General features: G+C 67.1%; 11 protein-coding genes. 9 read left to right on the top strand and 2 right to left on the bottom strand.

What is annotated here, in order from left to right:
• The first annotated feature begins 295 nt into the window (after positions 1 to 295).
• The 9 genes from AC5P98_RS05775 to AC5P98_RS05815 all read left to right on the top strand — a co-directional run bounded on the left by AC5P98_RS05775 (position 296) and on the right by AC5P98_RS05815 (position 10,953).
• On the top strand, positions 296 to 2,872 hold the full coding sequence (locus AC5P98_RS05775; RefSeq protein ID WP_495229902.1) for a TonB-dependent receptor plug domain-containing protein: 2,577 nt from the start codon (positions 296 to 298) through the stop codon (positions 2,870 to 2,872).
• Between the two features lie 117 nt (positions 2,873 to 2,989).
• Positions 2,990 to 3,571: an FMN reductase gene (gene msuE, locus AC5P98_RS05780; RefSeq protein ID WP_032960012.1), complete on the top strand. Its 582-nt coding sequence runs from the start codon at positions 2,990 to 2,992 to the stop codon at positions 3,569 to 3,571.
• 156 nt (positions 3,572 to 3,727) lie between these two features.
• On the top strand, positions 3,728 to 4,090 hold the full coding sequence (locus AC5P98_RS05785) for a DUF3088 family protein (protein ID WP_049406457.1): 363 nt from the start codon (positions 3,728 to 3,730) through the stop codon (positions 4,088 to 4,090).
• A 14-nt stretch (positions 4,091 to 4,104) separates the two neighbouring features.
• Entirely contained in the window at positions 4,105 to 5,082 is a 978-nt protein-coding gene (locus AC5P98_RS05790; RefSeq protein WP_032960009.1) for an MsnO8 family LLM class oxidoreductase, read from the top strand.
• Positions 5,083 to 5,100: 18 nt separating this feature from the next.
• A complete protein-coding gene (locus AC5P98_RS05795; RefSeq protein WP_049406455.1) occupies positions 5,101 to 6,444 on the top strand; it encodes an LLM class flavin-dependent oxidoreductase in 1,344 nt (447 codons plus the stop codon).
• Positions 6,445 to 6,448: 4 nt separating this feature from the next.
• Complete coding sequence (locus AC5P98_RS05800) at positions 6,449 to 7,669, top strand: M20 aminoacylase family protein (protein ID WP_495229903.1); 1,221 nt, start codon at positions 6,449 to 6,451, stop codon at positions 7,667 to 7,669.
• Positions 7,666 to 8,217 (top strand): GNAT family N-acetyltransferase, encoded by a 552-nt coding sequence (locus AC5P98_RS05805; protein ID WP_014646902.1) that lies wholly within the window; start codon positions 7,666 to 7,668, stop codon positions 8,215 to 8,217. The genes AC5P98_RS05800 and AC5P98_RS05805 overlap by 4 nt, the downstream gene beginning before the upstream one ends.
• The gene (locus tag AC5P98_RS05810) at positions 8,214 to 9,959 is read left to right on the top strand and encodes an amino acid ABC transporter permease/ATP-binding protein (protein WP_080354525.1); all 1,746 of its coding nucleotides are present in this window, start codon (positions 8,214 to 8,216) and stop codon (positions 9,957 to 9,959) included. Before AC5P98_RS05805 ends, AC5P98_RS05810 begins: the two co-directional genes overlap by 4 nt.
• 16 nt (positions 9,960 to 9,975) lie before the next feature.
• Positions 9,976 to 10,953 (top strand): ABC transporter substrate-binding protein, encoded by a 978-nt coding sequence (locus tag AC5P98_RS05815; protein WP_049406449.1) that lies wholly within the window; start codon positions 9,976 to 9,978, stop codon positions 10,951 to 10,953.
• A gap of 59 nt (positions 10,954 to 11,012) precedes the next feature.
• Here AC5P98_RS05815 and AC5P98_RS05820 read toward each other — a convergent pair whose 3' ends face one another.
• Positions 11,013 to 14,132: a galactose-binding domain-containing protein gene (locus tag AC5P98_RS05820; protein WP_495229904.1), complete on the bottom strand. Its 3,120-nt coding sequence runs from the start codon at positions 14,130 to 14,132 to the stop codon at positions 11,013 to 11,015.
• Positions 14,133 to 14,298: 166 nt separating this feature from the next.
• The gene (locus AC5P98_RS05825; RefSeq protein ID WP_049406444.1) at positions 14,299 to 15,375 is read right to left on the bottom strand and encodes an MBL fold metallo-hydrolase; all 1,077 of its coding nucleotides are present in this window, start codon (positions 15,373 to 15,375) and stop codon (positions 14,299 to 14,301) included.
• Positions 15,376 to 15,420 lie beyond the last annotated feature (45 nt).

The raw sequence follows: 15,420 nt of genomic DNA on the forward strand, positions 1-15,420 counted from the left end.
TGATGCGCGGGCATGAGGTGATGCCGGGCGGGCATATGGGAACCGGGGTCGGATCCCTTCCGCAGGAAGGGCTCTGACCCCGTGGTGGGGAGGCGTGCGTGGGGTCAGAGCCCTTTCCTATGGAAAGGGATCCGACTCCGTGGGGGGACCCCGTGCGTGTGCGCCGCCTAACGTCATTACCAGCGGTCATGTGGGTGGCCGGATGTTACGGCTGGGTGACGCGATCCCGCCTGTCGCACCAGGTGAACAGGCCCTTGAATGGAAGCGTGTTTCCGGCCCACCCCCACGAGCCCCCATGCCTGCCGCCCACGCCCCTGTCCTGAGCACTCTCGCTGTTCTGATCACAGCCATCCTTGCCACCTCGCCCAGCCATGCGGCTGAAGCCGACGCAGATCCTGCTGCCACCGCCGCGACGGCCAACGTGGCAGCGTCCACGCTGGATGCGGTGGTGGTCACCGGCTCACGCACCAGCACGCGCACGGTGAAGAACAGTTCCACGCCCATCGATGTGATCTCTGCAGAGGACCTCGCCGCCACCGGGCAGGGCAACCTGCTGGAAGCGCTGCAGCGCAGCCTGCCGTCGCTGAGCCAGATCGGCGGCTACCAGAGCGACCAGGAGAGCCTGATCCGTGGCTACCAGCTGCGCAACCTGTCACCGGGCTACACGCTGGTGCTGGTGAACGGCAAGCGCCGCAATGCCAGCGCTTACGTGAGTGGCGCAAACGGTGGTGGCTTTCCGGGCCACGCCTGGGCCGACCTGGCGTTGATTCCGGTCTCGGCCATCGACCACGTGGAGGTGCTGCGCGATGGTGCGTCGGCCATCTATGGCTCGGACGCGATCACCGGCGTGGTCAACGTGATCCTGAAATCGCAGGCGCACGGTGGCGATGTGTCGGTGGAGAGCGGGCAGAGCATCGATGGCGATGGTTCGCGTACCAGCGTACGCGCCAATGTCGGGCTGCCGTGGGGCCAGGATGGCTTCGTCAACCTGTCCGGCGAGAACACGCGGCAGCACCACGCGATCCGCACCCGCCGCTACATCGATGGCTACCTGAGCTATCCGGCAGTAGATGCCAACGGCAACCGGGTCGCACTGCGCCCGAACAATCGCTTGCCGACGGGTGCATCGCCGAACCCGGCCGAGGCCAACCGCGATGCCGAGGCCAACACCATCCTCAGTTCGCCGTCGTACGCGTTGAAGGCTTTCGCAGTGAATGCAGGCCATGGCCTGGGCGAGAGCGCGCAGTTCTACGCCAACGCCACGGCCAGTGACCGCACCGCGCAGGCGATCCAGAACTTCCGCCTGCCGGCGACCATCTTCACCACCTACAAGGCACCCGGCGTGCTGAGCGTGTTTCCCGATGGCTTCCTGCCGGTGCTGGAGACCAAGGAAAAGCAGTACACCGGCACTGCGGGCGTGAAGGGGCAGATCGCGGGCTGGGATTACGACGCCAGCCTGACCGGCAACCGCAGCACGGTGCGCACCTATACCCGCAATTCGGTGAACTACTCGCTGCCGTATCCCGGTTCGCCCACTGACTTCTATGACGGCAAGCTGGACTACCAGCAGGGGATCGCCAACCTGGACCTGCGCCGTGGCTTCGAGGTGGCCGCCTTTGCGTCGCCGCTGGAAGTGAGCGCAGGCGCCGAGTACCAGCACGAACAGTACAAACGCGGGGCCGGGCAGTGGGAGTCGTACACCGGCTTCGGTGCCGCGGCGTTCGTGGGCTACTCCACCGCCGATGCGGTGAAGGCGACGCGCAACAGCAAGGCGGTCTATGTGGGCGCGGCCAGCAACATCACCTCGCGCTGGTATCTGGATGCAGCGGCGCGCTGGGAAGATCATTCCGACTTCGGCAGTGTCTCCACTGGCCGCCTGACCACGCGCTTCGACTTCACCGACGCGTTGGGTGTACGCGCGACGGTCAGCAACGGCTTCCATGCGCCCAGCCTGGGCGCACAGTTCTACCAGGCCACGGGCAGCTGCCCGTGCGGGACCACGCTGGTGGCGCAGGTGTCTTCACCGGCGGCGGTTGCGCTGGGTGCTACGCCGCTGAAGCCCGAGAAAGCCACCAACTACAGCCTGGGCGTGACCTGGGACCCGAGCCCTGCATTCCATCTGGCCGTGGATGCGTACCAGATCGACATCCGTGGCCAGCTGGGCCAGTCCAGCCAGATCGGCTACAACGCGCAGGATCCGGCGCGCATCACCGACAACAGCGGTACGGTGCTGAGCGCGGCGCAGAAGAACACCATCGATGCGCTGCTGGGTTCCGCCGGCATCAGCATCCTGCCGGGTGATGCGTTCTACGCCAGCTACTTCACCAATGTAGGCAATACCCGCACGCGCGGTGTCGAGCTGACCCTGGAAGCCAACCAGGACACTGCGTGGGGCAAGCTGCGCTGGAGCTACGCGGCCAACGTCGGCCGTACCACCATCCAGAAGGTGAGCGACATTCCGGCGGCACTGCAGGGGCTGCCGAACATCAACCTGCTGACCAAGAGCAGCGAATACGCGCTGCGCTTCCGCACGCCCAGCTACACCCAGGTAGCCGGGCTGGGCTGGCAGAACGGGCGCTGGCGCTCGAACGTCGATTTCACCTACTACGGCCCGATCAAGCGCCTGAACAACGGCGTGGAGTACAAGCAGCCGCCGGTGCTGGTGACCAACCTGTCCGGCGGCGTGGAGCTGGGGGCGGGCTGGAGCGCGGCGCTGGGGATCAACAATGTGTTCGACAAGCGCACGCGCAAGGTGCCCGGGTACGCGCGCAGTGCCACCGATGTGGCGAGCATCGAGACGACCTGGGACAACGGCGACGTGTTGGGCAACGTCGGGGCGTATTGGTATGGGCGGATCAGTTACCGGTTCTGATCTGGGGCAGCCGAGCATGGCTCGGCTCTACAAAGGCGGGAAGCAGCCGAGCATGGCTCGGCTCTACAAAAGACGAAGGGCGGCCGGAGGTAGTTCGGCATTATCGAGGAGCAGTTCATGTCTTCTGCATTGAAGGTGGTTGCATTGGTGGGGTCGCCGACCAGTTCGGCGACATCGCGCACGTTGCTGCTGGTGCGGCATCTGCTGGCGTCGCTGCAGCAACGCGTGCATGCCAGCGTGGAGCTGGTGGAGCTGGCGCCGATCGCGCGCTCGCTGGGCCAGTCGTTGTCGCGCGATGAGGCGGGGCCGGAGGTGGAGCAGGCGCTGCAGAGCATCGAGGCCGCAGAGCTGCTGGTGGTGGCCGCGCCGGTCTATCGCGGCTCGTATCCCGGGTTGTTCAAGCACCTGGTCGACTTCGTCGGGCTGGAGGCGCTGGTGGATACGCCGGTGCTGCTGGCAGCGACCGGTGGCAGCGAGCGCCATGCGCTGGTGATCGACCACCAGTTGCGGCCGTTGTTCAGTTTCCTGCAGGCGCATACGCTGCCGATCGGGGTGTATGCCACGCCTGCCGACTTCGACGGCGAGCACATCAACAGTGCTGCCTTGCAGGCACGCATCGCGCTGGCAGCCGAGCGTGCGGCCGGCCACCTGGCGACGCAGGCGCTGGCGGTAGCGGCGCCGCTGCGACGCATCGCCTGACGTCATAACCGGCGGCGCTTTGCTTATGGCCACGCCGCATCTGCATGGCCGGATCTGACCGCCTATTGTCGCCAGGCGTCGCTGCCGCAGCCGCCGGCATCTCTAGCATCGATATCGAAGCGGCATCGCATTGCCGGCCCAGATGAGGACCCCCCAGTGACGCTCGACGCAGCAAGCAAACCCATCCTGTTCCTGCTCGACCGTGAGTTCGAGGACGGACAGATTCCCGGCCAGCGCTTCTTCTGCCGGCACAGCCTGTTGCTGGAAGGTGCACTGTCGAGCATCGACGGCCTTGATGCGCAGCTGGACGTACGTCGCATCGGCTTCGCGCGGCCGCGCCGCGAGGTGATCGCCGAGATCGGCGAGCAGGACCAGTCGTTGCCCAAGCTGGTGCTGCCGCAGGGCATGCGCAGCGACCTGGCCAGTGGCGCGCACCGGGACCGGCAGTACATCTCCGGTGCCGAACCGATCCTGGCCGCACTGAACGGATTGCTCGGCATTCCCGTGGCCCACCCCTGAGCGAGGACGCGACCGTGAGCTATCAGATCAGCGTGCTGGACAAGAGCCCGGTAGCCGAGGGCGCTTCGCCGGAGCAGGCGCTGCGCAACAGCCTGCAGCTGGCGCAGCGCGCCGAACAGCTGGGCTATCACCGCTACTGGTTTGCCGAGCACCATGCCGCACCGACGTTGGCCAGCCCTGCACCGGAAGTGCTGGCGGCCTGGGTGCTGGCGCAGACCCGGCGCATCCGCATCGGCAGTGGCGGGGTGATGCTGCGCCACTACGCGCCGTACAAGGTGGCGGAGAACTTCAACCTGCTGGCGGCGCTGGCGCCGGGGCGCGTGGATCTGGGCGTGGGCAAGGCCCCCGGCGGCCTGCCGGCCTCGACTGCCGCGCTGGCAGCCGGGCGTCCGCCGTTTGCCGACTTCGACCAGCAACTGCGCGACCTGGAGGGCTATCTGGCCGGCGCCGAAAGCGAGGCGCTGGCGCGGCCGGTTCCGCAGCAGGCGCCGGAGCGTTTCCTGCTCGGCGCAAGTCCACAGAGCGCAAAGCAGGCGGCCGAACTGGGCTGGCGCTTCGTCTACGCCGCCCACTTCGATGGTGACCCGAAGCACATCGAGGCCGCGTTCGATGCCTACCGCAGCGTCGCCTCGCAGCCGCCGCTGCTGGCCACGGTGGCCTTCGCCGCACCCACTGCGGAAGCCGCTTCGCGTCATATCGGTGCGCTGCGCGTCTACAAGCTGCACCTCGGTCCCGGGCAGGCGGTGAACCTGCCCAGCGCCGAGGCAGCTGCCGAATACGCGCGCCAGGTGGGGGTGGCCGACTTCCGCATCGAGGAAACGCGCCCCAGCGTGCTGTCCGGTGATGCGCAGCATGTGCGTGACGAACTGGATGCGCTGCACCGGCGCTTCGGCGTGGGCGAGTTCATCCTCGATGCGCCGGTGGCCGACCTCGACGCACGCCTGACATCCCTTGAACTGCTGTCGCCCGCGCCGCGCGCGGCGGTGGCCTGACCTGCAGGAGCGTTTCCCATGAGCACGACCCCGCGCCACATTCCGTTCGGCATCATGCTGCAGGGCCCCGGCAGCCACATGCATGCCTGGAAGCACCCGTCCAACCCGGCCGATGCCAGCGTCAACCTGCAGTTCTACATCGACATCGCGCGCACCGCCGAAGACAACGGCATCGCCTTCGGCTTCGTGGCCGACGGGTTGTATATCAACGAGAAGTCGATCCCGCATTTCCTCAACCGTTTCGAGCCGATCTCGCTGCTGTCGGCGTTGGCCACGGCCACGAACAAGATCGGCCTGGCCGGTACGCTGTCGACGTCCTACAGCGATCCGTTCACCGTCGCCCGCCAGTTCGCCTCGCTGGATCTGCTCAGCGGCGGCCGCGCCGGCTGGAACGTGGTGACGTCGCCGTTGGAGGGCTCGGGTCGCAATTATGGCCGGCCACACCCCGAGCATGCCCTGCGCTACCAGATCGCCGACGAGTACCTGGAGGTGGTGCAGGGGCTGTGGGATTCCTGGGATGACGATGCCTTCGTGCGCGAGCGCGACAGCGGTACGTTCTTCGCGCCGGAAAAGTTCCGCCGCCTCGACCACAAGGGCCGCTTCTTCCAGGTGGAAGGCCCGCTCAACATCCAGCGTTCGCCACAGGGCCAGCCGGTGATCTTCCAGGCCGGTTCGTCCGACGATGGCATCGCGCTGGCCGGCAAGTACGCCGATGCGGTGTTCACCCATTCGCCGTCGCTGGAAGAAACCCGCGCGTTCACCCAGAAGGTGAAGAACTCGGCGATCGCTCATGGCCGCAGCGGCAACGACGTGAAGATCTTCCCGGGCATCGGCCCCATCGTTGGCCGTACCGCAGAGGAGGCTGAAGCCAAGTACCAGGCAATCGCCGCACTGGCCACGCTGGAGGATGCACTGGCCTACCTGGGACGCTTCTTCGACCACCACGATTTCAGCCAGTACGATCCGGATGCTCCCTTCCCGGACCTGGGTGAGATCGGCAGCAACTCGTTCCGTTCCACCACCGACCGCATCAAGCAGGATGCGCGGGAGAAGGGGCTGAGCCTGCGCCAGGTGGCATTGGAAGCCGTGAGTCCACGACCGAACTTCATCGGTACGCCGGAGCGCGTGGCCGATGAGCTGATCCGCTGGTTCGATGCCGGTGCCAGCGACGGCTTCATCCTCGGTTTTGCGGCACAGCGCGAAGGCCTGGACGATTTCGTGACCCAGGTGCTGCCGATCCTGCAGGCGCGCGGCTACCACCAGCGCGAGCTGGGAGGGCAGACCCTGCGCGAGCATCTGGGCCTGCCGTACAAGGCCAGCCGCCATTCGACCGATGCCGAGCCGGCGCGGAAGGCGGGGTAGGGCAATGCGCGGAGACACTGCGGCAGCACCGGGCCATGCCCGGCGGGATTCCCAAACGACGGGCGTATTGCCCGAGATCGCGGCACGCGCCGAGGCCACCATCGCGATCCGCCGTGACCTGCACCGCCACCCGGAGCTGGCCTTCGAGGAGCACCGCACCAGCGCCCGTGTGGCCGAGTTGCTGCAGCAGTGGGGCTATGAGGTGACCACCGGTCTCGGCGGCACCGGCGTGGTCGGCACATTGCAGCGTGGGCAGGGGGGCCGTCGGCTGGGGCTGCGTGCGGACATCGATGCCTTGCCGATCCACGAAGACTCGGGGCTGGCCTACGCCAGCCAGACCGACGGCCTGATGCATGCCTGCGGCCATGATGGTCACACCGCCATCCTGTTGTCCGCCGCGCACTACCTGGCCCATCACGGCACTATCGACGGCACCTTGCAGCTGGTGTTCCAGCCAGCCGAGGAAACCGGCTCGGGTGCATCGAAGATGATCGCCGATGGCCTGTTCGAGCGCTTCCCGGTGGATGCGATCTATGGGCTGCACAACTGGCCGGGCGTGCCGGTGGGCCACTTTGGCTTCGTCGACGGGCCGGCGATGGCGTCGGTCGACTGGGCGCGGCTGAAGGTGATCGGCAAGGGCGGCCACGGTGCCGAGCCGCAGGGCAGCGTGGACCCGATCCTGGTCGCCGCGCACATCATCACTGCATTGCAGAGTGTGGTGTCGCGCAATGTCGACCCGCGGCAGATGGGCGTGGTCACCGTCGGTTCGATCCATGGTGGGCAGGCCGCCAATGTGATTCCGGACGTGGTCGAGCTGAAGCTGACCGTGCGCGCCTACCTGCCCGAGGTGCGCGACACGCTGCGCCGCCGGGTGACCGGAATTGCCGAGCAGACCGCTGCCGCTTTCGGGGCACGCGCCGAAATCGAGTTCCCGCGTGGCTTCCCCAGCGTGATCAACCACCCGCAGCAGACCGCCTACATCCGCGACGTGGCCATACAGGGCTTCGGCCACGAACAGGTGGTGCCGGAGTTCGCGCCGCGCACCGCCAGCGGGGACTTCGCTTTCCTGTTGCAGGCGCGGCCCGGGAGTTTCGTGTTCGTCGGCAACGGCGACAGCGCGCCGTTGCACAGCCCGCGCTACGTGTTCAACGACGCGGCCATCGCACCGGCCGCCAGCCTATGGGCGCGACTGGCCGAAGACTATCTGGTGAAGGACGTGGCATGAGCAGCAACGAACGCTTCCTCTATACCTCGGTGGATGATCCATTGGCGCGGCCGCTGTTCGATGGCCTGGAGCAGGAGTACGACAGCCGTTACGCCGACGTGCGCCGACGCATCGGCGGCAGCGCCCGCGAGGAGCTGCAACGCTATCCGGCGCAGGCCTTCGCGGCGCCGGTAGGCGCGTTCGTGCTGCTGCTGCGCGATGGTGTGGCGATCTCCGGCGGCGCCTTCATGCCGCACCGCGATCCGGACACCGCCGAATTCAAACGCATCTGGACGCTGCCCGGGCTGCGCCGGCAGGGCATCGCGCGTCGCGTGCTTCAGGAACTGGAAGACCAGGCGGCGCGGCAAGGGTACCGGCGGGTGTTCCTGACCACCGGCTTCCGCCAGCCTGAAGCCGTCGGCCTGTACCTCAGCCACGGCTATACCGCGCTGTTCGACCTGCAGGCCGACCCGGAAACCATCGCGCATCTGCCGTTCGAGAAGCATCTACGTGCGCCGGCGCCAGTGCTTTCGCCGTCGCAGACCGTGTTGCACGGAGCCCACGCATGAGCACGCCTTCGACTGCGCTGGATGGCATTGCCGCACCCCCCGCGCCAGCACCGGCGCTGAAGATCGTGCCGGCCCGGCATCCGCTGCAGGTCTTCGGCACGGTGCTGGCACTGGCGCTGATTCTGATCGGGCTGCAATCCGTGCTGGGCAATCCGCGCTGGGGCTGGGGCACGTTCGCCGAGTGGTTCTTCGCACGGCCTGTACTGGAAGGCCTGGGTCGCACGCTGCTGCTGACCGCGCTCGGTACCGGCCTCGGCTTCGCGCTGGGTACCTTGCTGGCGCTGGCCCGCGTGTCCGGCTCGCCGCTGCTGTCGGCGGTGTCGTGGGGCTATGTATGGCTGTTCCGTTCGATCCCGCTGCTGGTGCTGTTGCTGCTGCTGAACAACCTGGGCTACCTGTACAGCACCATCGAACTGGGCGTGCCGTTCACCGGCATCAGCCTGTTCTCGTACCCGACCACGCAGCTGATCGGCGTGTTCACCGCCGCAGTGCTGGGCCTCACCTTGAATCAGGCCGCGTTCTCGGCCGAAGTGATCCGTGGTGGCATCCTCTCGGTCGACCATGGCCAGTACGAGGCGGCAGCGGCACTTGGCCTGCCGCGTGGCCGCCAGGTGCGCCGCATCATCCTGCCGCAGGCGATGCGTTCGATCCTGCCGGCCGCGTTCAACGATGTGATCGGCCTGGCCAAGAGCACCTCGGTGGTCTACGTACTGGCGCTGCCGGAGCTGTTCTACACCGTGCAGGTGATCTACCGCCGCAATCTGGAAGTGGTGCCGCTGCTGATGGTGGCCACGGTCTGGTACCTGGTCATCCTTACCGTGCTGTCGCTGTTGCAGCGGCGCGTGGAGCAACGCTTCGCGCGCGGCCAGCTGCAGCGCGAGCGCTCGGTGTCGCGGGTGTCATCGCCCCCGCGTGTGCAGAGCGAAGCCGCACCGCGCGTAGCAAGCCGCCCGCGTATCGCCCCCCAGGTTGAAGCGGGCGAGGGCGCGGCGGTGTCGCTGCATGGCGTAGGCAAGGTGTTTGGCGACCAGCCGGTGCTGGAAGACGTGAACCTGGACCTGCGCGCCGGCAGCGTGACCGTGCTGATCGGCCCTTCGGGCGCCGGCAAGTCCACGCTGCTGCGGCTGATCAACCACCTGGAACGCGCCGACGGCGGTTACGTGACTGTCGGCGGCCAGCTGATCGGCTACCGCCGCGAGGGCGACACCCTGTACGAGCTGCCCGAGCGCGAGATCCGACGCCGCCGTGCAGAAGTGGGCATGGTTTTCCAGGGCTTCAACCTCTTCCCGCACCTGACCGCGCTGGAGAACATCATCGAGGCACCGATCGCGGTGCGTGGCGTGCCGCGCGCGCAGGCCGAGCAGCAGGCGCGCACGCTGCTGGAACGGGTCGGCCTGGCCGACAAGGCCGATGCCTTCCCGCGCCAGCTGTCCGGTGGCCAGCAGCAGCGCATCGCGATTGCCCGCGCGCTGGCCCTGCAGCCGAAGGTGCTGTTGTTCGATGAACCGACCTCGGCGCTGGACCCGGAGCTGGTAGCCGAGGTGCTGAGCGTGATCGAGGAGCTGGCCCGCTCCGGCACCACGCTGGTGATCGTCACCCATGAGCTGAGCTTCGCCCGCCGCGTAGCCGATCACGTGGTGATGATGGACCAGGGCCGGGTGATCGAGCAGGGCACGCCCGAGGTGCTGTTCGAACGCCCGCGCCAGCAGCGCACCGCCGATTTCCTGGCCAAGACCCTGTAACCGAGAAAGGAACACCATGAGCCCTGCAGCACCGCGTCGTCCCTCGCGCAGCACCCTGTTGATCGTGGGCGTGCTGGTCATCGGCATCACCGGCATCGTCTATTCGCGCGTGCGGCAGGCACCGGATGCCGGCACCGTGGCCGCGACCAGCCTGGCCGGTGCGAACACGGTGGTGTTGAAAGGCACGTTCGATCCAAAGGCGCAGTCATTGATCCCCACGGGGTATCGCTTCGTCACGCCCGGGTCGTTCACCGTGGCCACCCATCCAGGGCAGCTGCCGCTGGCCGACTACGGGGCCGACAGCAAGGACGTTGTGGGCATCGAGCCCGACATCGCGCGCCTGATCGCCGATGCGCTGGGCCTGAAGCTGGTGATCGTGCCGGTGGCCTGGGCCGACTGGCCGCTGGGTCTGGAATCAGGCAAGTACGATGCGGTGCTGTCCAACGTGACGGTTACCGAAGAGCGCAAGAAGAAGTTCGATTTCTCCAGCTACCGTTTCGACCTGCTGGGCATCTACACGCGCGCAGACGGGCCGATCCAGAAGATCGAGAAGCCGGCCGATGTGGCTGGGCTGAAGGTGGTGGTGGGTGCCAGCACCAACCAGGACCAGATCCTGCGGCAGTGGGACCAGCAGAACATCGCGGCGGGATTGAAACCAGTGGAGTACCAGTACTTCGATGACGCCGTGGTCGGCCGGTTGGCGGTGATCACCGGCCGCGCGGATGTGTCGTTCGAACCCAACGCCACCGGCGCCTATTCGGCACGCGACGGTAAGGTGCGGCGCGTGGGCCTGTTCCCCGGTGGCTGGCCGAACGCCGCGGCAATCTCGGTGACCACGCGCAAGGGCAGCGGCCTGGCCGACGCGGTGACGCAGGCGCTGAACACCCAGATCGCCAGTGGCACCTACGCGCAGGCGCTGAAACGGTGGAACGTGGCCGAGGAAGCCGTGCCGCAGTCGCAGACCAACCCGCCGGGATTGCCGACGTTGCAATGACACCGGGCGTGGCCCGGCGCGACCTCCGCTTTTGTAGAGCCGAGCCATGCTCGGCTGCTTTACCAATGCGCCTCCAGCGTTTTGAACGGTTTCGCCAGGCGCACGCCCTCGGCGTCGAAGTCGGAAATGCTGCGTCCGTCCACACGCACCGTCTTCGGCATCGTGCGCGCCGGCCACCAGACCTTCACCGCCGTTCCGCCGCGCAGCCCTTTGCCCAGCGCCACCGTCAGCACCCCGTCGCGCTGCCGCGCCTGCATCTGCAATGTGCCATACGCCGTCGGCAGGCGTTCCACCGCCAATCCATTCCCCGCCACCCACGAGGGCGGTGTGCCCGGCAGCAGCGAGAGCGCATCATCGTCTTCGCGCATCAGCATGCCGAACAGGGTGCGGCCGTATTCGGCGCCGATCCAGGTATGCGGCATGTCGCCGAGGTAGCGCGGGAAGCGCAGCCGTGAATGCACTACTTCGGCCAGCACCTGCCATTCAAGCGGGCGCCGGTCATGAAGCAGGCCCTGCAGCAGCTCGTCAGCCACGTCTGGCTGGCCCAGGTGCACATAGCTCAGCACGTTGCGGATCTCGTACGGCGTGTAGGCATACAGCGCACCGGGCTGGCTGCGCTTGCGCACGTCTTCCAGGTAGCGGGCGAAGGTGGTCCGCAACGCATCTGCCGGCAACACGCTCTGCGCGCCGGTCGGGTCCAGGGCGATCGACACGCCCGTGGGGTCACCATCGCCAAGATCGGCCGATGACGGAATGAAGTCGATGCCCTTCCACGCCATCGTTGCGCGGATCGAGGCACGCAATGCGTCGTACAGCGCTTTGTACTGCTCGCGCGCCCAACGGGCGGTTTCGTGGTCGCCCAGTGCCTCGGCCAGCCACGCGCCGTCGTGCCACCCCTTCAGGCCCCAATAGTCATCCCAGTAGCTGTGGGTGGGTGATGGATAGCCCTCATGGCTGATCGATGGTGCAAGGATGCCCGCAAAGCGTTCCGGGGCAGGCTGGTCAGCCTTGTATCCGGGCACCAGCGTGCGCTCGCGCAGTTCCTGCAGGAAGTGCAGCGCGGCCTTCACCTTCGGCAGGTAGTCACGCACCGACTCGGGTCCGCCATCCAGCCGTGCAACGTCGGCGACCAGCGCCACGTACTGGCCCTGGCTGTCGTACTCGATGTCCGAACCGAAGCCGGTGTTGACGCTGCCATCGTCATTGAGGATCGGCGAGACCAGGCCGTTGGCATGTACGCCGTGTTCGCTGTACCAGGCCAGGTAGTCGCGCGCGACCTTGGCCTCGCCCATGCGCAGCAGCACGGCCGATGTGGCCATGCCGTCGCGGATGAAGGAGCGGTTGTAGTTGCGCGGGCCGGGCTGCATCGCCGGGCCGGTCTGGTTGATCAGCATGTAGGCGGCCTGCGCGCGCAGCATGTCCACCAGTGATGGATCGGGCAGGCGCAGGCCGACCTGGCCCAGCCGTGCCTGCCAGTCCGCGGACGCCTGCGTGGCCAGTGAATCGAACGCCGCATTGGCATCGCGGGGAAGCGTGGCCAGATCCAACGCAGGCGCTTCGGGCAGCACGCCATTGGCATCCGCGACGGCGGTGCCCAACGGGAACGCGACCACGATGGCATCGCTGGTTCCCGGCGCCAACGAGACGCGGTAGTCCAACGCAGCCGAGGCAAGACCCTGGTCATCATGCGCCTGTTGCGCGGAAGGCAGTTGGCCGGCAGCGATGTCCGCGGTGATTTCCGTGGCGCCATCCCTGCCGAACGGCGCCGCGCCGGACGCAGCCACTGGCGTGAGCGACTGCAGCAGCGTGCGGCCATTGATGCGCACGGATTGCCTGTCGATGGCCACATCGCGGATCGGCGACAGCCCACCGTTCTGCCATGGCGGGTTCATCTGCATCGGGCGCACGACCAGGCTGAGCGTGCCGTCGATCCGGGTTTTTCCGGTGTTGTGCAGGCGATGACGCAGGAACGTTACCGGCTGGCCGTTGCGCTCGATGGCGAATACCTCGCTGCGCAACTCCAGCCCGGGCTGCGGTGACCACGTAGCGGAGGGCATCGGCTTCCAGCCATCCCGCAGCGCGTGCTGTATCGGCTGTCCTGCCGCGCCAGCGGCGCGGCCGTCAGCACTTCGCCAGATCGGCTGCACCAGTGGCGCGCCCTTGAAGGCTTCCAGATTGCCGTATTCGTCGAAGATCGACTTCTGCCGGCCCGCATGCACGCCCACTGCGGTCCAATAGGTCTGCTGCATCTGCAACGACGCCGGGAACAACGCGCGCTGCGCGCCGCTGGCAGCGATCTGGTAGCGCTTCATCGGCGTCATCACGGCTTTCGGGCCGAGCAGGCGCAGGCGCGCGATCTGCGGTGCAGCGCCGTCCACGCTCAGGCGGAATGTATGTAACGGTTGTGCTGCAGTGGCGGCCAGCCAGCTTTGTCGATGATTGGCCGCTTGTGCATCGTGTGCGAGGTCCTGCCAACGGCCCTGTGCATCCTGCACCTGCAGTCGCGCGGCGCCGCGCGCGCCATCGGCCCAGTCGACGACCAGGCCAGCCGTTGATTGGGCCCGCGGCAGCGTGATCTCGAACGTATGGGATCCATTTGCCCCGGCCGGCATCGCGACGGTGCCGCCGCCTTGCCAGAGCGCCGCCGCCTGCGTTGCATCCACACCGCTGATGCGTGCGCTGAGCGTGCTGTCCAGTGGCTCCATCTCGAAGATCGACACGCCCCAATCGGAGGTGCGCTGCGGGCTGGCCAGCCGCAGGTAGCGTGCCTTCCGCGGCGCGAAGTACAGCGTTTCCACGTCGCCCAGCGAATCGGCCATCGTGTACGCGGTCTGCCACTGCGTGCCGTCCAGCGAGGTCTGCAGCGAATAGCCTTCCGGGTTGGAGACATCCCAGGTAAGGCGCGCACCGGCCAGCAGGGTGGCCGCGCCCAGATCGATCTGGAACCAGTGGCCCGGACTGAAGGCGCCGCCGGTGACGGTCTTCGGGTCGCCGTCGATCAGGTGGCCGATCGCCATCGCCGGTACCTGCTGCGAGGAACTGCTGGCCTGCCATTGGCTGCGCGGGGGGAGGGTCTGTGCCTGTGCGCTGGAGGCCAAGGCGGCCAACAGCAGGGCGGCGGCAGATCGCCATGGGATAGCTGAGCGGGAGACCTTGGAGCGTTCGGCGCGCAACGTCATTACGGACTGCCTCGCAGGTTCGACCGGAATCGGGCGAGCGCTACGCTAGCAAGGGATGTAATCGGTTACATGACGCACTGCAGCGCCGCAGGCCGCTTCTGTGGTTGACGCAGCCGAGCATGGCTCGGCTCTACATGGCTTCCGGCAGGTCAAACGGCATCGCCCGTTAAAGCTCCACCGTCTCCCACCATCGCGTACCCGCCTGCGGCGCCTGCATGTCCAGTGCTTCGCCCATCATCGGCGTGGCCACCGGCACATTCTTTGCGGCCGCCAATGCCGTGATGCGCTCGAACGGCTGCTGCCATGCGTGCAGGGCCAGATCGAAGGTGCCGTTGTGGATCGGCAGCAGCCACTTGCCGCGCAGGTCCAGGTGCGCCTGCAGGGTCTGTTCCGGCTGCATGTGCACGAACGCCCAGCGCGGATCGTAGGCGCCGGTCTCGATCATGGTCAGGTCGAACGGTCCGTACTTCTCGCCGATGGCCTTGAAGCCATCGAAGTAGCCGGTGTCGCCGCTGAAGAAGATGCGGAAGTCGCCGTCCTGGATCACCCATGACGCCCACAGGCTGCGGTCGCTGTCACCCAGCCCGCGGCCGGAGAAGTGCTGGCCCGGGGTCGCGGTCAAGCGCAGGCCACTGGCTTCAGTCGACTGCCACCAGTCCAGCTGTTCCACCTTGTTGGCATCCACACCCCATGCAATCAGCTGGTCGCCGACGCCGAGCGGTGCGATGAAGCGCGCGGTCTTGCCGGCCAGCTGCATTACCGCGGCATGGTCGAGATGGTCGTAGTGGTTGTGCGAGAGGATCACGCCGGCGATGGGCGGCAGTTCGTCGATGCTGATCGGCGGTGCGTGGAAGCGCGCCGGCCCCATCCACTGCACCGGTGAGGCGCGCTCTGAGAACACCGGGTCGGTCAGCCAGTACTGGCCACGCAGCTTCAGCAGGATCGTGGAGTGCCCAAGCCGGAACAGGCTGCGATCCGGCGCAGCATCCAGGGAGGCGCGGTCCAGCGGCTTCACCGGAATCGGGTGGGCGGGCACGGTGCCCTTGGGCTTGTTGAACAGGAACGTCCACCAGATCTCCGCACCGTCGCGCAGGCCCATCGCCGGACGGGGCAGGGCATTGCGGAACTTGCCGTCGCGGTACTGCGGCGAATCGGGGAAGTCGGGGAGGGACCAGGACTTGCAGAAGGTGTAGGCGGTCACGGCGAGGATTCCAAGCAGGAGGACAAGGAGCAGGCGCTTCATGGGTGACGTCCGCTGGGTACACTGCACAGTGTAGTTTCGCATTTT

Source organism: Stenotrophomonas sp. YJH_SMC_135 (assembly GCF_059372355.1).